The organism is Paenibacillus sp. S28, assembly GCF_016624415.1.
Taxonomy (GTDB): Bacteria; Bacillota; Bacilli; order Paenibacillales; family Paenibacillaceae; genus Paenibacillus_AQ; species Paenibacillus_AQ favisporus.
In genome coordinates this window covers 59,919-85,723 of the sequence record NZ_JACVTM010000016.1, presented here as the reverse complement: position 1 = coordinate 85,723, position 25,805 = coordinate 59,919, and the positions used below count along the sequence as shown (strand labels likewise).

At 56.9% G+C, this 25,805-nt stretch carries 23 protein-coding genes; 20 read left to right on the top strand and 3 right to left on the bottom strand.

Going from position 1 to position 25,805, the window contains the following annotated elements:
- Positions 1 to 60 precede the first annotated feature (60 nt).
- Together IAE55_RS27650 and IAE55_RS27645 are read left to right on the top strand one after the other, a co-directional pair.
- Positions 61 to 1,692: an SWIM zinc finger family protein gene (locus IAE55_RS27650; protein ID WP_200634432.1), complete on the top strand. Its 1,632-nt coding sequence runs from the start codon at positions 61 to 63 to the stop codon at positions 1,690 to 1,692.
- On the top strand, positions 1,689 to 4,937 hold the full coding sequence (locus tag IAE55_RS27645; RefSeq protein WP_234489913.1) for a DEAD/DEAH box helicase: 3,249 nt from the start codon (positions 1,689 to 1,691) through the stop codon (positions 4,935 to 4,937). Before IAE55_RS27650 ends, IAE55_RS27645 begins: the two co-directional genes overlap by 4 nt.
- Before the next feature lie 260 nt (positions 4,938 to 5,197).
- On the opposite strand, the gene IAE55_RS27635 is transcribed toward IAE55_RS27645, so the two are convergent.
- Positions 5,198 to 6,148, bottom strand: coding sequence for a DMT family transporter (locus tag IAE55_RS27635; RefSeq protein WP_200634431.1), 951 nt, complete (start codon positions 6,146 to 6,148; stop codon positions 5,198 to 5,200).
- A 142-nt stretch (positions 6,149 to 6,290) separates the two neighbouring features.
- Here IAE55_RS27635 and IAE55_RS27630 point away from each other — a divergent pair, with 142 nt between their 5' ends.
- Both IAE55_RS27630 and IAE55_RS27625 read left to right on the top strand, forming a co-directional pair.
- Positions 6,291 to 7,631: an aminotransferase-like domain-containing protein gene (locus tag IAE55_RS27630; protein WP_200634430.1), complete on the top strand. Its 1,341-nt coding sequence runs from the start codon at positions 6,291 to 6,293 to the stop codon at positions 7,629 to 7,631.
- A 27-nt stretch (positions 7,632 to 7,658) separates the two neighbouring features.
- On the top strand, positions 7,659 to 8,381 hold the full coding sequence (locus IAE55_RS27625) for an AAA family ATPase (protein WP_076176189.1): 723 nt from the start codon (positions 7,659 to 7,661) through the stop codon (positions 8,379 to 8,381).
- A 79-nt stretch (positions 8,382 to 8,460) separates the two neighbouring features.
- On the opposite strand, the gene IAE55_RS27620 is transcribed toward IAE55_RS27625, so the two are convergent.
- A complete protein-coding gene (locus tag IAE55_RS27620; protein WP_200634429.1) occupies positions 8,461 to 9,384 on the bottom strand; it encodes a LysR family transcriptional regulator in 924 nt (307 codons plus the stop codon).
- 138 nt (positions 9,385 to 9,522) lie between these two features.
- Here IAE55_RS27620 and IAE55_RS27615 point away from each other — a divergent pair, with 138 nt between their 5' ends.
- From IAE55_RS27615 to pruA, 12 genes are all read left to right on the top strand, one after another.
- Positions 9,523 to 9,906, top strand: a complete 384-nt coding sequence (locus tag IAE55_RS27615; protein WP_200634428.1) for a tautomerase family protein — start codon at positions 9,523 to 9,525, stop codon at positions 9,904 to 9,906.
- A gap of 67 nt (positions 9,907 to 9,973) precedes the next feature.
- Positions 9,974 to 10,714 (top strand): SDR family NAD(P)-dependent oxidoreductase, encoded by a 741-nt coding sequence (locus tag IAE55_RS27610; protein WP_105445321.1) that lies wholly within the window; start codon positions 9,974 to 9,976, stop codon positions 10,712 to 10,714.
- A gap of 294 nt (positions 10,715 to 11,008) precedes the next feature.
- Positions 11,009 to 11,212, top strand: a complete 204-nt coding sequence (locus IAE55_RS27605) for a hypothetical protein (RefSeq protein ID WP_200634452.1) — start codon at positions 11,009 to 11,011, stop codon at positions 11,210 to 11,212.
- Between the two features lie 366 nt (positions 11,213 to 11,578).
- Complete coding sequence (locus IAE55_RS27600) at positions 11,579 to 12,142, top strand: class I SAM-dependent methyltransferase (protein WP_200634427.1); 564 nt, start codon at positions 11,579 to 11,581, stop codon at positions 12,140 to 12,142.
- Between the two features lie 72 nt (positions 12,143 to 12,214).
- Positions 12,215 to 13,132: an aldo/keto reductase gene (locus IAE55_RS27595; protein ID WP_192717501.1), complete on the top strand. Its 918-nt coding sequence runs from the start codon at positions 12,215 to 12,217 to the stop codon at positions 13,130 to 13,132.
- Positions 13,133 to 13,186: 54 nt separating this feature from the next.
- Positions 13,187 to 13,783: a YdeI/OmpD-associated family protein gene (locus IAE55_RS27590; protein WP_192717502.1), complete on the top strand. Its 597-nt coding sequence runs from the start codon at positions 13,187 to 13,189 to the stop codon at positions 13,781 to 13,783.
- 211 nt (positions 13,784 to 13,994) lie between these two features.
- The gene (locus IAE55_RS27585) at positions 13,995 to 14,612 is read left to right on the top strand and encodes a hypothetical protein (RefSeq protein WP_200634426.1); all 618 of its coding nucleotides are present in this window, start codon (positions 13,995 to 13,997) and stop codon (positions 14,610 to 14,612) included.
- Positions 14,613 to 14,753: 141 nt separating this feature from the next.
- Positions 14,754 to 15,080 carry a thioredoxin family protein gene (locus IAE55_RS27580; protein WP_200634425.1) on the top strand — a complete coding sequence of 109 codons (327 nt, stop codon included), beginning with the start codon at positions 14,754 to 14,756 and terminating at the stop codon, positions 15,078 to 15,080.
- A 203-nt stretch (positions 15,081 to 15,283) separates the two neighbouring features.
- Complete coding sequence (gene rocD, locus IAE55_RS27575; protein ID WP_200634424.1) at positions 15,284 to 16,489, top strand: ornithine--oxo-acid transaminase; 1,206 nt, start codon at positions 15,284 to 15,286, stop codon at positions 16,487 to 16,489.
- Positions 16,490 to 16,495: 6 nt separating this feature from the next.
- On the top strand, positions 16,496 to 17,395 hold the full coding sequence (gene rocF / locus IAE55_RS27570; protein WP_200634423.1) for an arginase: 900 nt from the start codon (positions 16,496 to 16,498) through the stop codon (positions 17,393 to 17,395).
- Positions 17,396 to 17,413: 18 nt separating this feature from the next.
- Positions 17,414 to 18,328, top strand: coding sequence for a proline dehydrogenase family protein (locus tag IAE55_RS27565; RefSeq protein WP_200634422.1), 915 nt, complete (start codon positions 17,414 to 17,416; stop codon positions 18,326 to 18,328).
- A gap of 18 nt (positions 18,329 to 18,346) precedes the next feature.
- On the top strand, positions 18,347 to 19,918 hold the full coding sequence (gene pruA, locus IAE55_RS27560) for an L-glutamate gamma-semialdehyde dehydrogenase (protein WP_200634421.1): 1,572 nt from the start codon (positions 18,347 to 18,349) through the stop codon (positions 19,916 to 19,918).
- 175 nt (positions 19,919 to 20,093) lie between these two features.
- Here pruA and IAE55_RS27555 read toward each other — a convergent pair whose 3' ends face one another.
- Positions 20,094 to 20,549, bottom strand: coding sequence for a MarR family winged helix-turn-helix transcriptional regulator (locus IAE55_RS27555; protein ID WP_076176161.1), 456 nt, complete (start codon positions 20,547 to 20,549; stop codon positions 20,094 to 20,096).
- A 733-nt stretch (positions 20,550 to 21,282) separates the two neighbouring features.
- Between IAE55_RS27555 and IAE55_RS27550 the strand changes: the two genes are divergently transcribed.
- From IAE55_RS27550 to IAE55_RS27535, 4 genes are all read left to right on the top strand, one after another.
- Complete coding sequence (locus IAE55_RS27550) at positions 21,283 to 21,912, top strand: TetR/AcrR family transcriptional regulator (RefSeq protein WP_200634420.1); 630 nt, start codon at positions 21,283 to 21,285, stop codon at positions 21,910 to 21,912.
- 119 nt (positions 21,913 to 22,031) lie between these two features.
- Positions 22,032 to 22,622, top strand: a complete 591-nt coding sequence (locus tag IAE55_RS27545) for a permease (protein WP_200634419.1) — start codon at positions 22,032 to 22,034, stop codon at positions 22,620 to 22,622.
- 209 nt (positions 22,623 to 22,831) lie between these two features.
- On the top strand, positions 22,832 to 24,127 hold the full coding sequence (locus tag IAE55_RS27540; protein ID WP_105445308.1) for a homocysteine synthase: 1,296 nt from the start codon (positions 22,832 to 22,834) through the stop codon (positions 24,125 to 24,127).
- A 338-nt stretch (positions 24,128 to 24,465) separates the two neighbouring features.
- Positions 24,466 to 25,767: a hypothetical protein gene (locus IAE55_RS27535; RefSeq protein ID WP_200634418.1), complete on the top strand. Its 1,302-nt coding sequence runs from the start codon at positions 24,466 to 24,468 to the stop codon at positions 25,765 to 25,767.
- Positions 25,768 to 25,805: the final 38 nt, after the last annotated feature.

Here is a 25,805-nt window from a genome sequence, read left to right as displayed (position 1 = left end):
GAAAGCGTGGGGGTTCCTCACGCTTTTTCCTAACGCTCTCTCAGGAGACGATGAACAATCATGAGTGTGAACCAAACTTTAAACGATATACAGTGGCAAGAGTTGATCCGCAGCGTTGCGGAGTATTATAACGACCTGACGATCAAACGCGGATTTCAATATTATAAGCAGGGCCGGGTGGCGGAACTGTCGATCGGCGGGGATGGCGAAATTGAGGCCGTGGTGAAGGGCGGGGAGGCTTACCGTGTCCACCTGAATCCCGAGTCGGTTCAGGACAGCCGCTGCAGCTGCCCGGTCGGGGAACGATGCAAGCATTCCATCGCCGCCCTCCTGGAGTATGTCAGCCGGCAGGGCCGGTCCGTGCATGCGATTGTCAATGCGCACACGACCGTCAGGTTGCAGCACTATCTGCCGGAGACGGAAGCTGAAGAAGACCTCGAGCCTGTGCAGCGGGGAAGTGCGGCGGATGCTTTAAGGGAGAAAGCGGCCCATTTGGTGGAAATGAGCCTCTCCGAATGGCACGCCTTCTTCAAGCTGTGCATCACTCCGCTGGAATTTACGAGCCAGAACTCGCACTATGCCCGGAACGCCATTCATGCGATCAACGCCGTCAAGCCGGACCTGACTCCAGCCTTAGAGCAGCTATATCGGCTCCATGCCAGGCTGTATATGCTGATCAAGCTGATCAAGCCCATTGTGCCGGGCGGACGGTCTCCGGCATTTTTGGGGTACCACGTGCAGGTGGCCGCGGATGAACTGCGGGGAGGCATGCTGCAGCTGCTGGGCGAGGGGATCGATCTGGCCGCCGAGCCGGATCAGTGGCCGCGCGTGACCAAGACGCTGAACTACCTGCGCCGGCAGATGCTGACGGAAACGGGGCAGCAAGGTTATCTGTTCGATGTTTATGACCGGTTCTGGCTGAAATGGATCCATCCGAACGTCACAGACACCCGGATGCATGAGGAAGAGATGCGGAAACTGCAAAGCGTCGAAGAGGAGCTGGGCGATACGCTCTCCCGGCTGCCGTGGATGCTCGCCCAGGCCCGTATTGCGTTCCTGATGGGGGAAGACCGGCAGGCCTGGTCCTGGCTGCAGGCAGCGGACAAGGCTTCCATCATCCCGAACGGATTCCTGACCTCCTTTCTGGACGAGCTGTCCGCTTCGGAGGATTGGGCCCGCCTGCAGGAATGGCTGGTGCGGCTGGCTCCTCTGTTCAGCAATCACCGGAAGGAGCCTCTGCACGAATATGCCGCATATTGGAATACTTTTGTCCAGCATGTGCCCGAGGCGGAGGAGACGATGTGGCATACCCTCGCCGGGATGCTGCCGTATTCCAAGGAAGTTTATGAAGAAAACCTGCTGGCTCACGAAAAATGGCGCTTGTGGATGGACGTGCAGCTCAGCTCCGGCAAGGACCCGCTGGAGTTCCGGGTCAGCGTGCTTGCGCCGATCGAGAAGCAAGCGCCTGAGCTGCTGCTGCCCTTCTACCATCAAGGCGTGGAGCGGCATGTTCTCCTGAAGAACCGCTCCGGCTACAAAGCCGCGGTCAAGCTGCTCAAGCGTCTGGCCAAGCTGTACAAAAAATTGAAGCGGGAGGAGCGCTGGGAAGAATTCATCATCGTGTTTTCCAGCCGCCACAGCCGGCTGCGCGCGCTTCAGGAAGAGCTTCGGAAAGGAAAGTTGATCCCATGATTCCATACACCGACACCATCACGATCCATACCCGGCTCAGCGGGTACGGCGACGCGCTCATCTACGGCTCGACGCCAACGCGCCGGACCGTGCCCGGCATCGACCTGAAGCACAGGCTGTTCGCCTGGCATGAAGAAACTTTGTACGGTACGCAGCTGGACGTTCAGCAGGTGCAGGACATCGAGCTAGTCATCCTGCCGGCGGAGTACGTCATTGCGTTCTTCGCCCAGCTGGACCTGCTTGCCCACATCCAGTGGGCGGGAGACGAAGGGACGGAGACGTTGATCCGGCTCGCTCCTACGCTGATGTCCTGCGTTCGTGAGAAGCGGTACAACCCGAGCCTGCCCGCGTTTCAGTCCGGCAAGCTTCAGTGGAACTGGGATGAATCCCGGCTGGATGCCGAAGCGCGGGAAGAGATCAGGGACCTGGGACCGGAGTTCGCCGAGGGGCTGCGCGCCGCGTTCTCTTCGCTGGTATTCAGCGAATGCTATGGAACGGAAGCGACGGCTTCAGACCTGCGCCGCGAGTACCCGATGCTCTTCGCGAGAGAGGGGGCCGTCGCCGGCTTGACCGAGCAGGCGTGGCTCATCTCGATCGGCTGGAAAGCGGACGCGGCGCCGTTTCGGCCCGTGCTGCAGCTGCTGGAGCCGGACGAAGCCGAGCCCGTCTGGCGCCTCCAGCTTGTGCTGCAAGACAAGCTGGACCCGTCGGTGCTGATGCCTGTCCGTCTGGATGCGGACGGACAGGCATCCGGCGTGTGGCCGGACGTCTGGACGGCCCACATCCGCGAGCGCTCCGCCGGGTGGGCGGAGCATCTGCGCGCCAGCCTGCCGGCGAGCGTGCGGGCTGCGGAGCGCAGCGACGTGCTGGGCCAGCCGCTGTCCGACGCGGCGGCGTGGCAGTTTTTGACGGCGGACAGCCGCCGTCTGCTGGATGCGGGCTGGCAGGTGCTGCTGCCCGCGTGGTGGGAGGCCGCCAGCCGGCGGAAGCCGAAGCTGCGGGCCAAGGTCAAGGCCGGCGAGGGCGAGGAGGTCGCCGCCAAAGGGCAGGGCAGCTCACTGTTCGGCCTGGACTCGATCATTCAGTTCGACTGGCGGGTGTCGATCGGCGACCTTCAGATTACGGAAGACGAATTCAAGGAGCTGGTCGCCCGCAACGAGCGGCTGGTTCGCTTCCGCGGCGAATGGATTACGCTCGACCCCAGCCTGATCAAGCAGATCGGCCAGATGATGGAAGGAGTCGACAGCTCGCAGGGCTTGTCCCTTCAGGACGTTCTGCATCTGCATCTCCAGCGGAAGGACGAGGATGCCGGCTCCCGGAAGCGGGAGGACGGCGAGGAAGAAGAGGCGGACGAAGATCCGGATGAAGCGGCTCGGATCGAGCTTGAGGTGGAGCTGAACGAGCATCTTCTGACGCTGATGAATCAGCTCAGCCAGAAGTCGGCCTGGCCGAAGCTGGACGTTCCATCCGGGCTGCAGGCCGAGCTGCGTTCTTACCAGTACGACGGGTTCTCCTGGCTGGCGTTTCTGCGCCGGTTTGGCCTGGGCGCCTGCCTTGCCGACGATATGGGCCTGGGGAAAACCATCCAGTTTATCACGTATTTGCTGCACCTGAAGGAGACGGCGGACGCCTCTGGGGAACGGTGCCTGCCTTCGCTGCTGATCTGCCCGACCTCGGTGCTGGGCAACTGGCAGAAGGAGATCAGCCGCTTTGCGCCTTCGCTGAAGGTGCTGCTGCATTACGGCAGCCGCCGGTCAGGAGAGGCGACGCTCCGTGAAGAACTACGCGAGGCCGATGTAGTCCTGACCTCGTACGCGACCGCGACACTGGACCAGGACCTGCTGAAGGAGTTCGCCTGGGAATCGCTGTGTCTGGACGAGGCACAGAACATCAAGAACGCCCAGACGAAGCAGTCGGCCGCCGTGCGCAGCTTTCCGGCCCGGCACCGGATCGCGCTGACCGGAACGCCGATCGAAAACCGGCTTTCCGAGCTGTGGTCGCTGTACGATTTTATGAATCCGGGATTTTTGGGCAGTCTCCGCAGCTTCCAGGTCCGCTTTATTCAGCCGATCGAGCGGGATCAGGACGAGCAGCGGACGGCGCAGCTGCAGAAGCTGGTGAAGCCGTTTATGCTGCGGCGGAAGAAGAAGGATCCGCACATCCAGCTGGAGCTGCCGGAAAAGAACGAGATGAAAACCTATATCCACCTGACCGCCGAGCAGAGCGCCCTCTACGATCAGACGGTCAACGACCTGATGAACCGGGTGCAGAAGCTGGAGGGCATTCAGCGGAAGGGGGCCATTCTGTCGGCCCTGACGCAGCTCAAGCAGGTCTGCGACCATCCGGTGCTCCTGACCGGGGAATCGGTCGACAACTTTGTGGATCCCGCGGATATGGCCGCGGTTTCTGGTACGGAGGGCGCAGCGGCAGGCACGGACGGTGCGGCTGACTCAAGTGTCCTGCTGAGTGATTCAAACGCTCCAGGAGTTTCGGGTGATCTGGAGACTGCCGGAAAGCATGAGGCTGAGGGCAGCGAAGCGGTTATAGTTGATCGGCGGGCTTCGGCTGGCACAGTTGATGCAGTGGACTTGGCTGCGGAAACTTCAGCCGAAGCAAAGGAGCCAGACCATGAGGCTGCTGCATGGACTGCGGCTGAATCCTCAGGAGGCCAGCTCGACACGGAACGGCTTGTCAGCCGCTCGGCCAAGCTGGAACGGCTGCTGGCCATGGTCAAGGAGCTGCGGGAAGAGGGCGATCGCTGCCTGATTTTTACGCAGTATATCGGCATGGGCGAGATGCTTCAGCGGGTGCTGGGGCAGGAGCTGCAGGAGCCGGTGCTGTATCTGAACGGCAGCACTTCCAAAACCGCGCGGGACCGGATGATCGAACAGTTCCAGTCCCAGTCGCTGCCGGCTGCCGAGCAGCCCGGTGTGTTCATCCTGTCGATCAAGGCGGGGGGCGTCGGTCTGAACCTGACTGCGGCCAACCACGTCTTCCACTTCGACCGCTGGTGGAACCCGGCCGTGGAGAACCAGGCGACGGACCGGGCCTACCGGATGGGCCAGACCAAGGACGTGCAGGTGCACAAGTTCATCTCACTCGGCACGCTTGAGGAGCGGATCGACGAGATGCTGGAGAGCAAGCAGCAGCTCAGCGATAATGTCATTTCCAGTACGGAAAGCTGGATTACCGAGCTGTCGACCGATGCGCTGAAGGACCTGTTTACGCTGCGGCGCGACTGGTAGGCACAGCTGAGGGAGAAGCTGGGAAAGAAGCTGGAGGCATGTATCATTGTTGGGGTGCGAGAACAGCGCAATTATCGTTCAGAAAAATGAAATCATCAGCGATGAAATAATCCATATTGAAAAACAGCTGCAGGAAATTGCAGCTGTTTTTTTGCTGTTAAAGTGCCTGACATGCATGATCCTTAATTCCTGTGCTGCCTGTTTTGTTTTGGTCTGCCTTCATGCCCAAGTGGCCGACTAAGGTTAAAGCCCAACACGCGTCATCCTTTGGAGCTCCCGAGCTGTTTGCTCTGGTCCGCTTGTAGGCCCTGGCGCCGCTTCAGGTTCACACCCATTACGCCGCCGATAATCAGGACAGCTCCCACCCAGTGGTACCAGTCGAGACGCTCGTTCAGCAGCAGTACGCCGCCGGCGATCGTCACGACGGTGGAGAGGCTGCCGAAGACGCTGACGCGGGAAGCCTCCATGCGGGACAGGGCATAGTTGGTCAGAAACGAAGTCACCAGGGAGGACAACACACCAAGGTACAGCACGGCCAGAAAAAATTTAGGCTCCAGGAACGGCGTGAAATACTGGCTGAGCGTCCCTTGAGATACATGCTTAATCACCGATATGGCATTGAAAAACACAAAGCCGAAGAAGGTGATGATGTAGGTCATATCCTTTGGACGCCAGGTTTTGGTCATCCTCCGGGCGCCTGTATTATATCCCGCCATGGACAGGGCAGACAGAAGGATCAGCAGGATACCGCCAAGGCTGGCGGAGGAGATGCTGATCCCGGGCACGGCGAAGATCAGAATGACGCCGGCCACCGAAACCAGGGTGAACATTTTTTGGGCAAACGTCGTGTGCTCTTTAAGGAAGATCGCAGCCAGTATCATCGTAAATACCGGCACGACCGCCTGGACGATCCCGGCTACCGATGACGAGGCGTAGAGCAGCCCAAATGCCTGCAAGGCAAAAAACAGCGAAGGGTAAAGAAGGGCCAGCGGAAGCAGCGCAGCTGTCCGGGGCATGACTTCCTTCATTCGGGCCCGCCCGGGAAAAGCGAACAGCGTTGCCGCCAGAAAGGACAGCGTGAAGCGATGGGCAAGCGTGTCGAGCGGATCCGATACGCTTAGCGCGATTTTGACGAAAATAAAAGACAATCCGATGATCAAAGCGTTGATGAGCGCGGCCGCGACCGCTTTTTTATTCGAAGAAGCATTCATAAAGTCAGACCTCCCTAATCACTGCGCGCGCTTTATGGACCGGTCCTGTTGATGGTTTCATTTTACGGGGGACGCGGCTGTGCTACAATATCAATAATCATCATCTGTACCGGTACAAAAGAGCGGGGGAGGAGGCGTTACGATGTATAAATACGCCGAGCTGATCAACGATTTGGAACTGCAAATCTCGGGTGACGCCTATAAGGAGGGGGACAGGCTGCCGTCCATCCGGGAACTGTCAAAGCGCTACGATTGCAGCAAAAGCACGGTGATCCGCGCGCTGGAGGAGCTGCAGGACAAGCATTTGATTTATGCCGCCCCCAAGAGCGGTTATTACGTGATGAAGCGGTCCGGAAAAAAGCAAAATACGGGAAACCGGTGGATCGATTTTACGGCTGCCGCGCCGGATCCGGATATTTTTCCGTATCTGGATTTTCAGCATTGTATCAATAAAGCGATCGATATGTACCGCAACGACTTGTTCATTTACGGAACCCCCCAGGGACTGCCGTCCTTGATCCGCGAGATGCAGCGCCAATTGGCCTCTTACCAGGTGTTCACCGATCAGCGCGGTATCTTCATTACGTCTGGGGTACAGCAGTCGCTGGGGCTGCTGGCGCGTATTCCGTTTCCGAACGGCAGGCACCGGGTTTTGGTGGAACAGCCGTGTTATCCGCTGCTGATGGAGTACCTGAGGACGTACGGCATGGAAGCAGAAGGGATCCGGCGGTCGGGCGACGGCATCGATCTGGATGAGCTGGAACGGATGTTTAAGACTAGGGAGATCAAGTGGTTCTATACGGTGCCACGCTTCCATAATCCACTGGGAGGATCCTACAACCGATCGCAGAAGAAGGCTATCGCCCGTCTGGCGGCCCAGTACGACGTCTACATTATCGAGGACGATTACATGGCCGATCTGGAGCAGGACGCCAAAGAGGACCCGATCTATGCGTACGACAACTCCGCGCATGTCGTCTATTTAAAGAGTTATTCCAAGATCATATTTCCGGGTCTGCGGATCGGTGTGGCCGTGCTCCCTGAGGCACTGTGGAACGATTTCAACCAATTCAAAAAACTGGCGGATATCGACAGCTCGATGCTCTCCCAGGCGGCCCTGGAGCTGTACCTCAAGAGCGGCATGTTCGAGCGCCACCGCAAAAAAATGCGCAGCTGCTATGGGCGAAGATCCGCCCTGCTGCATGAAACGATCATGATGCATGCAGGGGGTATGCAATCGTCTCGGTTTACTTACCAGCCGGCCCGGCAGCTGGGTGTCCATACGTATCTGAAGCTGGAGGATGCTGCCCGTGCCCGTCAGGTGATCCAGCGGCTGCACAAAAAGTTCATTCGGGTCGAAACGGCAGACGCGGGTTACCTTGATTCGTTTGTGAAAGAGCCGCTTCTCAAGCTGAATGTGTCCAGCGTCAAGGAGCCGGATATAAGGTCCGGCATTGAGCAGGTGATTCGGGAGATCGGGTAGGACGATCGATGTGAAGGGAGGAGACCGATGTTTTTACGAAGCTTGACCATTCTGCGCAATGAACATACCAAGGGGAACGAGTACCCCTTTTCCATTCCGGCGCTGCGGAATTTGGAGTCCCTGTCGTTTCGGGGAAACGTCACCTTTTTTGTCGGGGAAAACGGGTCGGGCAAATCCACGCTGATGGAAGGAATCGCCGACCGGTGCGGATTCAACACGGCAGGCGGGAGCAGAAACAACGCGTATGAGGTGGATGCTTCCCAATCAGCGCTTGGCGACCATATCCGATTGTCCTGGATGCCCAAAGTGACGAACGGGTTTTTCCTGCGCGCGGAGACGTTTTACCATTTTGCCAGCCATCTGGACACTATGCCTGCCAGCTTACGCTATTACGGAGGGCGATCTCTGCATGAGCAGTCGCATGGGGAGGCCTTTCTGTCGCTGTTCAAGCACCGGTTCGGTAAAAAGGCTATCTACCTGCTGGACGAGCCCGAAGCGGCTTTATCCCCGGCGCGGCAGCTGGCGCTGCTGAAGGTGATCAAGGATTTGGAGAAAGAGGCCCAGTTTATCATCGCGACCCATTCGCCGATCCTGCTGGGCTATCCCGATGCGGATATCATCAATTTTGACGTTCATCCTCCCCAAGAGGTTCAATATGAAGATACGATGCACTATATTATCACCCGCCGCTTTCTTGAAAACCGGAAGCGTGTGCTGAGCGAGCTGTTTGAGGAGGAGGACGGGGACTGAAGCGGATGATTCCATGTTAAAAGCCCATTTCGAGGAAATGGGCTTTTTTGCGTGGGCTCGATTGTGCCATGGATCAAACTTACGCATTCAGCCTGATTGCCTCGGAGGGTTCCTCCGCCGCTGCCTGCGGCAGCCCCCGCTGCAGAGCCTCATATAGCCTGGAGGCGGCCAGGCGCGGCGGGTATTCAGCCGACCGGCACACATAACCGCAGGTGATGTTGACGGCATTGCCTTTAAAAGGACGGATTACTGTTCCGGCAGGTGCAGGCTGCAGGACGGTCAGCGGCACGAGGGCAGCGCCCAATCCGCTCTGCACGTAAAATTTCAGCGCAGCCATGCTGCCGATTTCCATCGCATCCATAGGCGGGCCTCCGGGCTCCTGCATGATCATTTCAAGCTTCCGGCGGTAAGGGCAGTCGGCTTGCGTAATTAGCAGGCGATGCCCTCTAAGATCGGCGGGCGTGACGAGCTCCCTGGAAGCCAGCGGATGATCCTCCGGCATGAGGACGACAAAATGTTCGGTCAGCAGCGGTTCATAATAAAGCCCGGCACCAAGCTGGGGAGGAGAACAAATCGCCATGTCCAGATCTCCCCGCAGCACCTGTTCGTTCAGCTGGGGCGAGCTGGCAATCGTCACGGATACCCGTATATTGGGGTAATCGCGCAGAAAAGAAGCGAGGATCTCCGGCAGCCGGTAGCTGGCAATGGGCTCTACGACGCCAAGACGGAGATGGCCAGCTTCCCCCGACAGCAGCTCCTTCATGGTGCCTTGAAGCTGCTCCACATCCTTGACGATATGTGCGCTTTGCTCGTGAAAAAGGCGGCCTGCTTCGGTGAGCTGAAAGGTTTTGCCCCGTTCGATCAACCGGACGCCGAGCTCTGACTCGAGCTTCTGAATTTGCATCGTGACGGTGGACTGGGCGTAATTCAGTTCTTCGGCCGCCCGGTTAAAGCCGCCAAGGGCGACGATCCGGTGAAAGGTTTTGACAGCTTTCAGGTCCATGATATTTTTGCCTCCTGCTGTATGGTTCAATATTTTTGAATTGGTCGTTTATTTAATTCAATTATACAAATATGAGCCCCGGGATTACAATATGATTGCCGGCAGAAAGAAAACGGAAGCTACAGGAGGTTATGGAACATGCCATTTGTGCGGATAGATGTGGGGCAGGGGCCCTCGGAAGAAGAACTGGCTGTTATCAGCCGCTCCATTCATCAGGCGATGGTGGACACGATCGACGTCCCGGAAGACGACTATTTTCAGGTGATTACCCGGCATGGGGCAGGGGAACTGCTGTACGACCGAAGTTACTTAAACGTAGAACGGTCCAACGGACAGATATTTATACAGATTACGCTGAAGCAGGGGCGGACGCTTGCGAAGAAAAAGGCGCTGTATGCCGCCATCGCAGAAAGGCTGCAGCAGTCGGCGGGCATCCGGCCGCAGGACGTCATGATCATTTTAACGGAAAATACGGCGGAAAACTGGTCGTTTGGCAACGGCATCGCACAGATGGTCCCGTGATTGGATTTCGGAAAGACAACAATGAATTTCTGACCCAATTAAGGAATTTGAAAGGAGAGCTGATCACATGAACATTCAGCATAAAACAGCGATTGTCACAGGCGGGGGAACAGGGATTGGAAAAGCGGTGTCAATCGAGCTGGCGAAGCGGGGAGCCCGCGTGGTCGTCAATTACTCCCGGTCGCGGGAAGACGCGGAGGAAACGGTGCGGACCATTCAAGAGGGCGGCGGCACAGCCGTTGCGGTCCAAGCAAATGTAGCTAAAGAGGCAGAGGTTCAGGCGATGGTAGGCAGAGCCGCCAGGGAGTTCGGTTCGGTCGATATTTTGATTAATAACGCCAGCATTACCCGGTATATTGCCATGAATGACCTGGAATCCGTGAACGACGAGGCGTGGGATGAGCTCTACCAGGTCAACGTGAAAGGGATGTTCTACTGCGCCAGGGCGGCAGCTGCCGAGATGAAAAAGCAAAAACAAGGCGTTATCGTCAACCTGGGGAGTATCGCCGGCATTACGGGCAGCGGCTCTTCGCTGCCGTATGCCGTGTCTAAGGCCGCAGTGCATGGGCTGACCCGCTCGCTCGCCCGGGCGCTTGCCCCGGAGATTCGCGTGAGCAGTGTCGCGCCGGGGGCAGTGGCCACCCGATGGTGGGCCGGGCGCGAGCAGCAGATGGAGCAGCTGGCAGGCTCCTTGCTGCTGAACCGGATTTCTTCGCCCGAAGATATCGCCCATATGATCTGTGCCGTGGTCGAACAGGATTCGCTGACCGGGCAGGTCATTACGGTGGATGCAGGGCAGACGATGTAATTAGGACATTGGGCAGAAGGGGCGCATATGTTGTAATACAGGCGGGCGGCCGGCCGTACGTCGCGAAAACAAGGGGATTTCGGAGTCGTTGATGCAAAATCTTCCGCACCTCTGAAGCGTTTCACAACATATCCACATCATATCCACAGCAAATCAAAGGCATATCCACAGCATACCCACAGCATATCCGTTGCGTGAAAGACTTCAAACGAGTAACCTGATCTTAGCTCCATTTGGAAAAGACGGATTACACCAGCCGCGGTTAGAATCCGCGGGGTCAGGAGGGATTGCCCGATGCGCGAATGGATCGGCAAATGCCGCGATTGCGGCAGGGACATTTATTGCGAGAACGGTTTTTTGAATGGCGTGGTGCTGGAGGGCCAGTCATTGAAATGCTTCCCGTGTGCGGAGCAGGAGGATGCGGGAACCGGTGACTCGGAGCGGAAAAGTGCAGAAACCGGTGATTCGGTACAGCTTTCGGAGAGAGAACCGGATTAGCACAGGATATACTTGCAGACCAGGAGTAACTTCCAAGTGGCAGCCTGAACAGGCTGCCTTTTTGCTTTGCATCCCCTGCATCCTTTGCATCGTCAAAAATTATGCATCGTTAGAAATACCCGCCCGATCCGAAGTTTTTCAGCCGTTCTCAGTCGATCTCATTTCCCCGGCCTGAGCATCCATACCTGGGTCGGTACCTATCCCTTGGACGCCTAACTTGAGTCCTACAGGAGGAAGGCTTGGGATCCGGAGTTTTCTCCGGGGCATGCACCGTTAGGCGATTGTGTCTCTATGGTTGATAATGGTAGGATGAAGAAAATAAGGGTGATACCTCATATGGGGATATCCGACAAGGAGGATGAGCAAGTGGCTGCAGAAGAGTACGACCCGACGCTGATCGCGCGGCTGGAGAGCCCGGAACGCCTGGAGAAGCTTCCCCCGGAGAAGCTGCTGGACCTGCTGGAGTTGTCCGGGCACGAGGACCTGCTGGATGTGGGGGCAGGCAGCGGTTACTTCACGTTTCCGGCGGCGGCACGAACTTCCGGAACGGTCTATGCGCTGGACACCCATCCGCAGATGCTGGACATGCTGAAGACCCGTTCGGAAGAGCGGGGCGTTACGAATATTCGGCTGATTCAGGGAACGGCAGAACAGATTCCGCTAGGGGATGAAGGCGTGGACGTGATGATCCTGTCCCTCATCCTGCATATTGCCGAGCCGCATGAGCAGGGATTGAAGGAAGTGCAGCGCGTTCTCAAAAAAGGAGGCAAGGCGCTCTGCGTGGAATGGGCTTACCCGGACAGCGAACAGCCGTCGGATCACCGAATCTCCTCATCGGACATGGCCCGCATGGGAGAGGAGCTTGGCCTCAAGGTGCTCAGCAGGCAGCCGTGGTCGGACAAGTATTACAGCATCGTTTTTCAAAAATAACATGTGTATCGCCCGGCGGAAGCTGTGCAGCGCCAAAAATGCAAACCTATTCACAGGAGAGGTGGCTTGAGAATGAAATACAGACGGCTTGGAAAAACGGAATTGAAGGTATCGGTGGTCGGTGTAGGAACATGGCAGTTCGGAGGAGACTGGGGGAAGGACTTTAACCAGCAGGAGGTGGACGCCATTCTGCACAAGGCGAAGGATCTGGGCATCAACCTGATCGACACGGCGGAATGCTATGGTCCGCATCATCTGTCCGAGAGCTTCATCGGAAACTTTCTGAAGCGGGACCGCCGTGAGGACTGGGTCGTGGCTTCAAAATTCGGCCACCGCTGGCATGACCACTGGGAAAACGCCTGGTCCGCAGATGAGGTTCTCGTCCAGCTGGACGAGTCCTTGAAAGCGCTGCAAACGGACTATATCGACCTGTACCAGTTCCACTCGGGCTCGGATGAAGTATTTCACAATGACGATCTGTGGACACTGCTGGACAAGCAGGTGCAGGCCGGGAAAATCCGCAACCTCGGCATTTCCATCGGCAGCAACGATAACCTGGAGCAGACTTCACGGGCGACCGAACTCAACGCCAAAGCGATTCAGGTCGTGTACAACCGGCTCGACCGGAAACCGGAAGAGCGAGTCTTTCCGTCCTGCACCGAGCAGGATCTGGGCGTGCTTGCGAGAGTGCCGCTGGCCAGCGGTTATCTAAGCGGCAAGTACAAGCCCGGCGCCGTGTTCCAGGATAACGTGCGCAAACGGCATGAGCGCGACAACATCGATGCCCGCCTCCGCGAGGTGGAGGAAATCCAGCGGACTGAGGTGCCCGAAGGCGTGGGCATGGCCCAGTGGGCCTTGGCCTGGTGCCTGCAGAACCCCGCCGTGGACTGCGTGATCCCGGGCTGCAAGAGCCCGGAGCAGGTCGAAGCCAATGCGGCCGCTGCGGACCTCGATATGGTCCAGGATACGCATCCGCGGGCGTGGAAATAAGCAGGGAAGCAGGCGTTCGGCACATTCCTGATTAAAGGAGGAGCAGACCGACTTATGTCCAGTAAAACAGGAGATGGGCGGGAAGAACTGCCCGTGATCTTTTTTGAGAGTCAGCAGGCATGGGAGGAGTGGCTCAAAGCGCATCATGCCGAGTCACGCGGCATTCGGCTGCAGATGGCCAAGAAGGGATCCGGCATCCCATCCATCACGTATGACGAAGCATTAGAGATTGCACTCTGCTACGGCTGGATCGACAGCCGCAAGGAGGCCTGGGACGATACGTATTGGATCCAGCGGTTTGGCCCGCGCGGGCCGAGAAGCATCTGGTCCAAGATCAACAAGGAGAAGGCTGAGCGCCTTGTCACAGAAGGACGCATGAAGCCGGCCGGTCTTGCGGCGATCGAGGAAGCCAAACAAAAAGGCCAATGGGAGCAGGCTTATGCATCCCAGAGCCGGTCGCAAATTCCCGAGGATCTGGAGCGGAAGTTCGAGGAGCATCCGGATGCGGCAGCCTTTTTTGCGACGCTGGACAGCCGCAACAAATACGCCGTCTTATTCCGGGTCCAAAGCGCCAAGAAGCCCGAAACGAGGGCTAAACGAATCGACCAGTTTATCGACATGCTGGAAAAAGGCGAAAAAATATATCCTTAGATTGTGCATCAGTCCTCAGTCACCATGATCAGCCGAAGCCTCCGTCAACGACGGGGGCTTCGCCCTTTCTTGACCTGCTGCAGCACTTTCCTTCCTGAATATTACGGTGCTCTTCCGAATAGGCTGTTTATAGCTGAATCATCGGAAAAAGGCGGAAGGGGCGGGGCGGCCAAACCTGAAAAGCCGCATCCAGAAAGGCGGGTTTTGCTTCATGCTGTTAAATATTAGCGTGGTGATGGTCTTGGTGTATACGGCGGTATGTATCGGGTATGTCCAAATTCACCGGAAGCATCTTTTGAACATGACCGGCAACATGGTGGCGATGACGACAGGGCTGATCTCCAACTTGACGATCGGGGTCATCCTGGGCATGATGTTTGCAGGCGATCTCGTACTGTCTACCGGCCTGTCGGTGCTGTTTTGCTTTGCGATTGGCTACCTGGTCGGCAAACCGCTCCATCTGCTGGCTGTCATTGAGGGCATCGGCGGGGGGATCATGGGCGGACTGCACGGCGCTATGCTCGGCGAGATGATTCCCCGGGCCCGATGGGACGTCATGCTGTTTATTATGGATGCGCTGTTTATTGCGATGACCGCCATGGTCATGTATTTGATTCATAACCAGAAATACAAGGCCCGGGAGGCTGCGGACGAAGAAGAGCGGGCGGAAGGATCTGGACAGATGCCCGGGCTGATGCCGATCCGGCTGTCCTTTTGGATGCTGTATATTATCCTGCCGGTCGTGACCCTCTGCGCTGCAGCTATATTCAGCCATTCGGTCCCTGCCGGAGAAGTTCCGGTAACGGGACATGAGATGCATTCCATGTAAGTCCTTTGCAAAATCGTTCATAAACGGATACAATACAGGTAACGGCTAAATTGTAACGATTTTGGTTACACTTACATCGCCGGGTGTCCGGCAGCCTGCCGGACCGCTGTATACCGACTAATGGACAAAGGGGATAGGATAATGGAACGCATTCAAACGGAAGCCCAATATAACGAACTGATTCAAGGGGACGGCATCACGGTCATCAAGTACGATGCAACCTGGTGCCCGGACTGCAAAACGCTCGATAAATTTATGCCGGACATTATGGCCAAACATCCGGATAAGAAATTTTATGCACTGGATGTAGAGCAGTTGGAAGAAGTATCTTCCCAGAACGATGTGCGCGGCATCCCAAGTTTGCTCGTGTACAAGGACGGGAAGAAAATCGCCCATCTGCACAGCAAATTCGCCAAAACGCCTGCTGAAGTATCGGAATACCTTCAAACGCTGGAGTCCAAGCAATAATTTGCAATGAACCGAAGCCATCGGCCAAGCACCCCCGACTCACGTTAGAACGTGAAGACGGAGGGTGCTTTTTCTTTTGGAAAAGCCCGCCCCATCGGGTTATTTGGCATGCGCCCGTTACGGGATTTTTTACAAACATGAAATGAAATGGAAAGCAATACACATAGGGTGAGAAGATGATGCCAAGAGAAGGATGTGCAGCCATGGCAACGACAGACGAGATTCTGCAAATGATGGATGAGCACAGCGCCAACAATTACTATCCGCTGCCGATCGTCATTCATAAGGCAGAGGGCGTATGGGTTGAGGATTTGAACGGACATCGGTATATGGATATGCTCAGCGCATATTCCGCCCTCAATCACGGTCACAGGCACCCCAAAATCATGCAGGCGCTGCAGGAACAGGCCGGCAAGGTGACCCTTACATCGCGGGCGTTTCAGAGCGAGGCGTTCGGCATCTTTGTGAGCAAGCTGGCAGCATATACCGGCAAGGACAAGATTCTGGCGATGAATACGGGCGCCGAAGCGGTGGAAACCGCGCTGAAAATGGCAAGGCGGTGGGGCTACCGGATCAAGGGCATTTCGGAGAATCAAGCCGAGATCATTGTCTGTACCGGAAACTTTCACGGCCGTACGCTGAGCGTCACCTCGTTCTCCTCCGAAGAGGCGTATAAACGGGATTTCGGGCCGTTCACACCCGGCTTCCGGATCATCCCATACGGCGATGCTTCCGCGCTGGAGCAGGCCATTACGCCGAACACGGCGGCCTTTCTTGTGGAGCCGATTCAGGGTGAAGCCGGGATCGTGATGCCGCCTGAAGGCTATTTAACCCAGGTGCGGGAGCTGTGCCGCCGTCATCAGGTGCTGCTGATGGCCGACGAAATTCAGACGGGGCTCGGCAGGACGGGACGCCGCTTTGCCTGCGATTGGGAGGGCGTCGTTCCGGACGTGTACATCCTGGGCAAAGCCCTCGGCGGGGGCGTGCTGCCCGTTTCGGCCATCGCGGCAGACCGGGTGATCATGGACGTGTTTGAACCGGGTTCGCACGGCTCGACCTTTGGCGGCAATCCGCTGGCTTCGACGGTGGCAGCCGCTGCGCTGGATGTGCTGGAGGAGGAGAAGCTGGCGGAACGTGCCGAAACGCTTGGGCGCCTGTTTATGAAAAAGCTTACATCGATCTCCCATCCCGATATCGTCTCGGTCCGCGGGCGCGGCCTGCTGATCGGGCTGCAGCTGTCAGTGCCGGCCCGACCTTACTGCGAGGCGCTGGCCCGCATCGGCCTGTTATGCAAGGAAACCCATGATACCACGATCCGGTTTGCGCCGCCGCTCATCCTGTCCGAAGAAGAACTAGAATTTGCGCTCAGCCGAATTGGGGAGGTATTCACCGGTCAAGGGAGGGCGTGAAAACGTATGGGGCAACCAACTATTTCGATTATCAGCGTACCGTTCGGTTACGGGGCGGGACGGCCGGGAAGCGAGCAAGGGCCGGACAGCATCCTGAAGTTCGGTCTGGTCAAAAAGCTGGAGCAGCTCGGCTACGATATGGACGCCGGGCGGAGGATCCAGCTGCCCTCCAGACTGACGCCCTATCCCACCACGCGTATGAAGCATGTGGACCAGGTCATGGCAGTCTGCTCACAACTGGCGCGAGAGGCGGCGTCGGCGGCGTCAGCCGGCAGCATTCCCCTCATGCTTGGGGGGGACCACAGCATCGCCATGGGCTCGCTGGCCGGGCTCAGCCGGCATTACCCGAACATGGGCGTCATCTGGGTGGATGCCCATTCGGACCTGAACACCGAGATCACCAGCCCATCCGGGAACATGCACGGCATTCCCCTGGCAGCCGCCCTCGGCTTGACGCAGCTGAAGCTGACGCAGGTCCTGCCCGGCGCCGTTCAACTGAAGCCGGAGAACTGCGTCATCATCGGCGCCCGTGATCTGGACCGGGATGAGAAGACGCTCATTCGCTCGCGGGGCATCACCTGCTTCACGATGTACGAGATCGACCGGCTGGGCATCGAGCATGTCGTGCAGGAGGCGCTGCGGATCGCCGGGACCGGCACGGACGGCCTGCACGTCAGCTTCGACATCGACAGCGTCGATCCGTTTGAGGCGCCCGGGACGGGTACGCCGGTCCGCGGAGGGCTCAGCTACCGCGAAGCCCACTTGGCCATGGAGCTGATGAGCGAATCCGGCCTCATCACGTCCGCGGATATGGTGGAGGTCAATCCCAGCCTTGACCGGAACAACCAGACCTCGAAGCTGGCGGTGGAGCTGCTCAGCTCCTTGTTCGGCAGCCGGATTTTGTAGGCGAAAGGAGGCGTCTCCTTGGAGAAAGCCATGAAGTCTTTGTTTTTGACGCTGGCCAAAAACCGGGCGGCGAACCGCTGGGCCAAACGGTACGGACTCCGGCTCGGGGCCAGGCGCTTCGTTGCGGGCGAGTCAATCGAGCATGCGATTGACGCCGTCCGCAAGCTGAACGCCAGCGGGCGGATGGCCACCCTCGATTACCTGGGGGAGTTCACGAGCAGCGAGGAGGAAGTGCGCGAGACGGCCGACATGTGCCTCAAAACGCTGGATGCGATCCACCGGTCCAAGGTGCAGGCCAACCTGTCGCTCAAGCTGACGTCGCTCGGTCTGGATCTGAGCCCGGACTTGTGCTTTGAGCTGATGCGGAGAATTTTGGCCAGGGCGCAGAGCTACCGACTGTTCGTGCGGATCGACATGGAGGACCACGCCCACTGCCAGCCGGCGATCGACATGCTGAGGAAGCTGCGGGGCGGGTATGACAATGTGGGTATCGTCATCCAGTCGTATTTGTACCGGTCGGAGGAGGATGTGAAGGAACTGGGCGCCCAAGGGGTCAATCTACGCCTGGTGAAAGGGGCGTACAAGGAGCCCGCAAGCGTCGCGTATCCCCGGAAGGAAGATGTGGACGACAATTTGATTCGTCTGATCAAGATGCACCTGCAGTCCGGCAGCTACACGGCGATCGCCAGCCATGACGAGCGGATCCTCAGCGAGGCTAAACGATTCATCGAGGAGGAGGGGATTCCGCGCTCCCGCTTCGAGTTTCAGATGCTGTACGGCATCTGCGAGGAACTGCAGCTGAAGCTTGTCGAGGAGGGCTACCGGTTCCGGGTATACGTCCCGTTCGGCGTGGACTGGTTCGGATATTTCATGCGCAGGCTGGCGGAACGGCCGGCCAATGTCTGGTTTGTGCTCAAAAATACTTTTAAGTAAAAAGGGAGTGAGGTAGCCATGAACTCGTTTGCCTGGAGCGCCGCATTTCAAAATGAGCCCTTCACCGATTTTAACCAGCCGGAGCACCGCGAAGTATTTCTGAAAGCTTTGGCCGCCGTGAAAGGGCAGCTGGGACATCGTTATCCTGTCGTGATCGGCGGAAAAGAGGTATACACGGAGGAGGAGCTGGTCTCGCGGAATCCCGGCCATGTGCGGGAGGTAGTCGGCCGGATGAGCCAGGCCGGTACCGACCTTGCGGAGCAGGCGATGCAGCAGGCGCAAAAGTCCTTTGCCACCTGGAAAAGAACGACGGCCACCGAGCGGGCGGCGCTGTTGCTCAAGGCGGCTTCCCTGCTGCGCCAGCGCAAGCACGAGTTTTCCGCCTGGATGGTCGTCGAAGCCGGTAAAAACTGGGCTGAGGCCGACGCGGATACGGCGGAAGCGATCGATTTTATGGAGTATTACGCCAGGGAAGCCGTCCGGCTCAGCGAGACGTCGCTGCACCAGCCGCTGCCGCGGGTACCGGGAGAAGAGAACAGGCTGCAGTACATCCCGCTGGGCGTCGGCATTATTATCCCGCCGTGGAATTTCCCGCTGGCCATATGCGCCGGCATGACGACGGCCGCGGTGGTGACCGGCAACACCGTCCTGCTCAAGCCCGCATCGAACACGTCCGTTATCGCCTACCAGTTCTTCAAGCTGATGAAGGAAGCCGGATTCCCGGACGGGGTCATCAACTTTGTGCCGGGAAGCGGGGCCGTCATCGGCGATTACCTGACGGCGCATCCGCAGACCCGGTTCATCAGCTTCACGGGCTCAAAGGAGGTCGGCCTCCGGATCAACAAGCTGGCCGCGGAGCAGGCTGAGGGGCAGATCTGGATCAAGCGGGTCGTCGCCGAGATGGGCGGCAAAGACGGCATCGTGGTGGACGAGACGGCGGACCTGGAAGCAGCGGCAAAGGCCATCGTGGTCTCGGCCTTTGGCTACCAGGGGCAGAAATGCTCCGCCGGGTCGAGGGCGATCATCGTCGAGTCGGTCTACGATCAGGTGCTTGCCCGCGTGACGGAGCTGACCAACCTGCTGGAGGTGGGATCTCCAGAGGATAACGCGCCGGTCGGACCGGTCATTGATGAGAAGTCGCGGGACAAAATTTTGGAGTACATTGGGATCGGCAGGGAAGAAGGGCGTCTCGTGACCGGCGGGGAACAGGTCGGGGAAGCCGGGTATTATATCCGGCCGGCCATCTTTACCGATGTCCCGGTCAAGGGACGGATCATGCAGGAGGAGATTTTCGGACCGGTGCTGGCGGTCGTATCTGCACGGGATTGGGAGGAAGCGATCGAGATTTATAACGATACGGAGTTCGGATTGACCGGATCGTTCTTTTCGACGGACGAGAACCGGATCTCGGCTGCGCTGGAACGCATGCACTGCGGCAACTTGTATGTCAACCGCAAGTGTACCGGTGCGCTCGTGGGCGGCCAGCCCTTCGGCGGCTTCAACATGTCCGGGACCGACTCGAAAGCCGGCGGGCATGATTACCTGCTGCTGTTCACCCAGGCGAAGGTGACCTCCCGCAAGCTTCCTTGAGCTTGCACTTCCGTGGCGGGTCATGCCTGGATAAATGACAAAGCACCTTGACTTGCCGGCGTTTCGCCGCAATTCAGGGTGCTTTTATTGGGTTTGTTCTCGAAAGTACAACGCTTCTAGAGCCCTTTTTCTTCGGATTCGAACTTGTTGCTTCAGATCCACATGTTGAGGGGGATCACTGTGCCTGCCGCTCATTCCGCTGCAGCTGAATGAGCTCGCCAAGCTGACGGATGGTGTCCAGCAGATGCTCGGTTTCATCGTCCGTCAAATTTCCCAGTGTCTCGACGATGCGGACGGCGCTCATTTCCGCCAGCTTTTTCAGCAGCGCAGAGCCTTTGTCCGTAATCGAGATGTTAACGAACCGGCGGTCCTGCTCACTGCGGCTGCGCACGATGAGCTCTTCCTGCTCCAGCTTGTCGCAGATTTGCGTAATGGCGCTGGTGGTCAGGCCGGTGACCTTGACGATGTCCGTTCCGCGCTGGCTGCCGCTATTTTGCAAATATTGAAGTATAAACGATTCTGTTGTGCTTAGCTTCACCTGGCGAACCAGACCGGCATAATCTATAATTCTTGGAAGTCTGTCCATCAATTCAAAATATCGGGTCGCGAGTTCTGTAGATGTAGAATGCAAATTAATCTCCCTCCTGGAGGCAACGGACGAGCCGGCTCGGCTCGAAACGTCCGTTCATGCATTTAATTGGTCCTAATGACATGTTAGTTTGATTTTAAGATACCGTCAACTTTCACCGGATGGGTTCCATGGGGACGGTATGTGCTTGACAAACCGCTTGTGGAAGATATATACTTTTCCATGCACTTATTAAAAGTAAGCTTATATCCAATAAGCTCTTACTTATCAATCGATAGGATTATGTGATCCGAATGTGCAACCATTCATTCGCTTAATTCGACATCGATTACTCTCTTTATAACTCTCAGGATTCCTTTTTTATGGCAGCCGCGACGCGGCTGCTCTTTTTTTTTGCCTGCAAGTTCAATAAGGCGCCCGGGGCAGGCGCAAAAGGACAACGAAAAAAGGTAAGAAAAACGTCTATCGACGTACCTTCACAGAAGACAGACCGCGTCTAGAGGAAGTTTTTCTTGCGAGATCAGGAAGCAGAAGCTCTGAAACTTATACTTTCTGATCTCTTAAGAAAAACGTCTATCGCCGTACCTTCAAAGAAGACAGACCGCGTCTAGAGGAAGTTTTTCTTGCGGGATCAGGAAGCAGAAGCTCCGAAACTTATCCTTTCTGATCTCCTAAAAAAAGGATTGACTATAAAGTAACCATTGGTTATATTTATGACATACAGATTAAGTAACCGTTGGTTAGTTAAAAAAGACTGAAAGGAACAAACACCCAGATGCCCAGAAAAAAGCAAGTTCGATCCGAACAAACCAAGCAGGACATTTTGAATGCGGCCGGCCGGCTTTTTGCGGCCAAAGGGTACGATGCCGTCACTATGAGGGAAGTGGCCAAGGAAGCTGGCTGCTCCCATACAGCGATCTACATTTATTTTGAAGATAAGGAGGCGCTGCTCCACGAACTGTCCATCCCGGCGCTAACGGAACTGCAGCTTCAGATTGAGGAAAAGGTGTCCGGAAAGCTGGAGCCGGAAGAAGCATTAAGGCAAATCAGCCTGGATTTTATCCGCTTTTGCCTGATTCATCGCAATATGCATCGCATCTTTTTTGAGGCACGCTCCGTAAGGGTGGACGAAGCGGAGCCCGAACTTGAGATTAACCGCGTCCGTAATGGGATGTTCCGTCTGCTGATGCAGGCTGTCCGGCAGTGTCTGGATTTACCGGAGGGAAGCGAGCGGCTGCTGTCGGCCACCCGGATATATTTTTACCTGCTTCATGGCATTGTGGGCACCTATCAACTGTCCGAAGAATCGGACGAGGCATTGATGGAGCGTCTGCTTCCCACGTTTCGTGAAGCGATCGAGGTTTTGCTGCTGGGCTTCCGCGCACAACATGCGCCGGATAAATAACGATCCGCAAAGGAGAGGTTGATGGATGAGCTTTATCGTTCTGATGCTTTTGTTTACGGTGGTTTGCGGTTGGCTTGATTTCCGAATCGGCCGGACGACGAAAAAGGAGGGGAAGTAAGATGTTCGCAGGCCATTTTGGACTCGCCGCAGCGGCCAAAGCCGCAAGTCCCAAAACTCCGCTGTGGGCGATCATGCTGGGCACGCAATTGCTCGACGTTATTTTTGTGCCGCTGCTGCTTACCGGAATTGAGACAACCGTGGAAACGGATGGTGGAGGATACGGTGGAGCCGTTATCCATGCAGACTATACGCATTCGCTGGTCAGTGCGCTGATCATCGCCCTGCTTGCCGGGCTCGGAGCCTGGAAGCTGTGGGGAAAGCGAAGTGCAGGGGTTATCGGCGGCGTGGTCTTCAGCCACTGGCTGCTCGATCTGCTGGTGCACCGGAGTGACATGCCGATTCTGCCGGGAAATCTGGGCTCATTGCCTTTGATGGGGTTCGGCTTATGGAAATGGCCTTTCATCAGCGGAGCTTTGGAGGTTCTTCTTATTGCCGTGGGTGCCGTCATGTATTATCGGTCAGTTCGATTAAGGGCAGGTAACGCGCCGGAAATCGCCGGCAGCGCCTTTCCTGCCAAAGCGGTATGGGCTGCTGCGGTAATGGCCGTCCTGCTGATGGGCTCGTTTATATCCGATCTGATCGGGATTTGATCTTCCGGACTTTTGCTGAAATTTGGATTTTCTTGATCGGCCCGTCCATGCGCTGCGTTTAGGTCTCACGTTCTCGGACATATAATTCCAATAAATTTTATCGGATTTATAATAATTTCCTTCTTTTCAAACCTCACAAAGTATGAGAAAATATGAAAAAATTCGCGTGTGGAATCATTTTCCACAGTCACATGAAGGAGGATCCACCTATGTCCGAGAAACGCCCATTATCCATTGAAACGCTCGCCGTCCATGCAGGCCAGGAAATCGATCCTGCGACTTTTTCGCGTGCCGTGCCGCTCTATCAAACGACGTCTTACGGATTCAAGGACAGCGATCATGCCGCCAACCTGTTTGCTCTGAAGGAGTTCGGCAACATTTATACCCGCATTATGAACCCGACCACCGACGTATTTGAGCAGCGCGTTGCAGCCCTGGAAGGCGGTGCCGGAGCGTTGGCGGTTTCCTCCGGGCAGGCGGCGATCACCTTCTCCATCCTGAATATTGCCGGTGCCGGGGATGAGATCGTCTCGTCCTCTACACTGTACGGCGGAACCTATAATTTATTTGCCAATACGCTAGCGAAGCTTGGCATTAAAGTGCACTTTGTCGATGCCAGCAACCCGGAAAATTTCCGCGCAGCCATTACGGATAAGACGAAAGCGCTGTACGCCGAAACGATTGGCAACCCGAAAGGGGACGTGCTTGATGTGGAAGCCGTTGCCGCCATCGCCCATGAGAACGGCATTCCGCTGATCGTGGACAATACATTCCCGAGCCCTTATCTGCTGCGTCCGATCGAGCACGGTGCCGACGTCGTCGTTCACTCGGCAACGAAGTTCATCGGCGGCCACGGCACGTCCATCGGCGGCGTAATCGTCGACAGCGGCAAGTTTGACTGGGCGGCCAGCGGCAAGTTCCCGGGGCTGACCGAGCCGGATCCAAGCTACCACGGCGTCGTGTATACGGAAGCCGTCGGCCCGATTGCCTACATTATCAAGGCGCGCGTACAGCTGCTCCGGGATTTGGGATCGGCAATCTCCCCGTTCAACTCGTGGCTGCTGCTTCAAGGTCTGGAAACGCTGCACCTGCGGATGGAGCGGCACAGCGAAAATGCGCTGAAAGTCGCGCAGTTCCTGGAAAGCCACGATGCGGTAGAGTGGGTCAGTTACCCCGGGCTCGCAAGCCATCCTTCGCATGAGCTGGCGAAGAAGTACCTGCCGAAGGGACAGGGAGCGATTCTGACGTTCGGTATCAAGGGCGGCACGGAAGCAGGCCGCAAGGTGATCGAGAACGTGAAGCTGTTCTCCCACTTGGCCAATGTCGGCGATTCGAAGTCGCTGATCATCCACCCGGCCAGCACCACGCACCAGCAGCTGTCGGAAGAGGAGCAGGTGGCCGCCGGGGTGAACCCGGAAATGCTGCGGCTGTCGATCGGTACGGAAGCGATTGACGATATTTTGCACGATCTGGAGCAGGCCATTGAGGCCAGCCAGCAAGCTTAAGCCATCCAAAGCTATACAATGCTATAGAAGTTAAATCCCGTCCTTATCCTGATCAGCCGCCTCGTTTGAGGCGGCTTTTTGTGTTGTGAATCGTAAGCTTGCCCAATGGGGGCTCTCCGCCCGCAGGCTTTCCTTGGGAAACCGCGCAAATTCCGTATATTTCGCCCTTTCGGCTAATATTCTGTAGGGTATATAGATTGAACTCAAGTTTCGAATGAAAACCCTCATTGTAACGGCTTATCCAAGTCTTTCAACATGAATTTCTTGAGTTCATTCTGTATAGCAATTTACGCAAGTGGAAGCTCATTTATCTCTGAAGAGAGGGTGGACAGCCAAAAATGAAGGGTGAACGGTGTCAGAACAGCTTCTGCCAATTCGGCTCCTGCCCCGCACCTTGCGGTGTGGAAGCGGTTCACCAGCCGGCATGCGGACAAATGGGCGGGAGCGCTCGTGACCGGCGTTCCGGCAGGGAAGAGGAGAACGGCCGCCAGGAATCAGATGCCCCCCACTTGGAAGATGCCGGAGACTACGCAAGGGCAGGCTCCCTTCCCGAGATCGCATCCCTGGTAGAGCTTGCATCCATCGGCTCGATTACAAGGGAGAAGGCGCTTCTGTCCGCGGATTCCGAGCGGATTGGGGAAATCCTTCAGGAAGCGGAGGAATACCGGTCCAAGCCAGAGGAGGGCACGACCCCGGAAATGCTGTTGGATTGGAGTGATTCCATGCGCAGTTTGCGGGTATATACGGAGGAAGCTCCTTACCTGTACCGGCAAAACGAACGCCTGGACGGAGCAGCCGGTCTTGTGCTGCTTCGGGAAGAAGAGTGGCTGAGAACCGGCCATCTGAAGGAAATTTATGCGGAGTGGCTCAATCGGGATCCGGGAGATGACGGCCGCGAACGGGAAATTCAGGAGCGGCTGATGAACCGGTGGAAGGGGCATCTGGTGAATCTCTTGCACAGCCTGCAGGGAGCACCGCTGACGGTGGCTCTCGTGTCCGGACGCCTGAAAGACTACCGTAAGCTGAAAGGCGACGCGGCGCTGGACATTGATATGCTCCGGGATATTCAGCTGGAAGCCCTGTTTCGGGCCGCCCAGTCCTGCCAAATGCAAAGGATCGACTGCAGTCTGAAACTGCTGGTTCCTTATCCGGAGGACGGGGAGGCTTTTCATAGGATTCATGATTTTATCGATCGGGTCGGCGAGGAAACCCTTTGTCACCAGCGCAGATCCTTAGTATACCGGGTCGGAGCGATGCTGGATTGGGATGTTCGCGAAACGGCGGCTGCAGAAATCGCCAGGTTCGCGGATTTCATCGTAATCAACGGGAAGCATGAAGGGGCTTGGCTGATGGAATACCTGGTCAGCGAAGAGGAGAGGGGAAAAGTGCTCAGTGCGGGCATTCCGTACAGCGTGCTGGAGGAGCTGGTGTACAGCATCCGCCGGACGAAGCCGGCTATTCGGATCTGCCTCTCCGGGGCGGTAAAACCGTCGGATCTCGCTTATGTTTATCGTTTGGGGCTGAACGCGGTCAGCACGGTTCCCTCCGAGCTGCCGGGCGTGCGGCTCGCCGCAGCGCAGTGGGAGCTCCTGGAAAGGCAGCACGAACAAAGGCGCAGATCTGCGCAGGGAAGAACGTAGGACGGCACTTTATAGGATAAATAATCAATAGGCTTAAT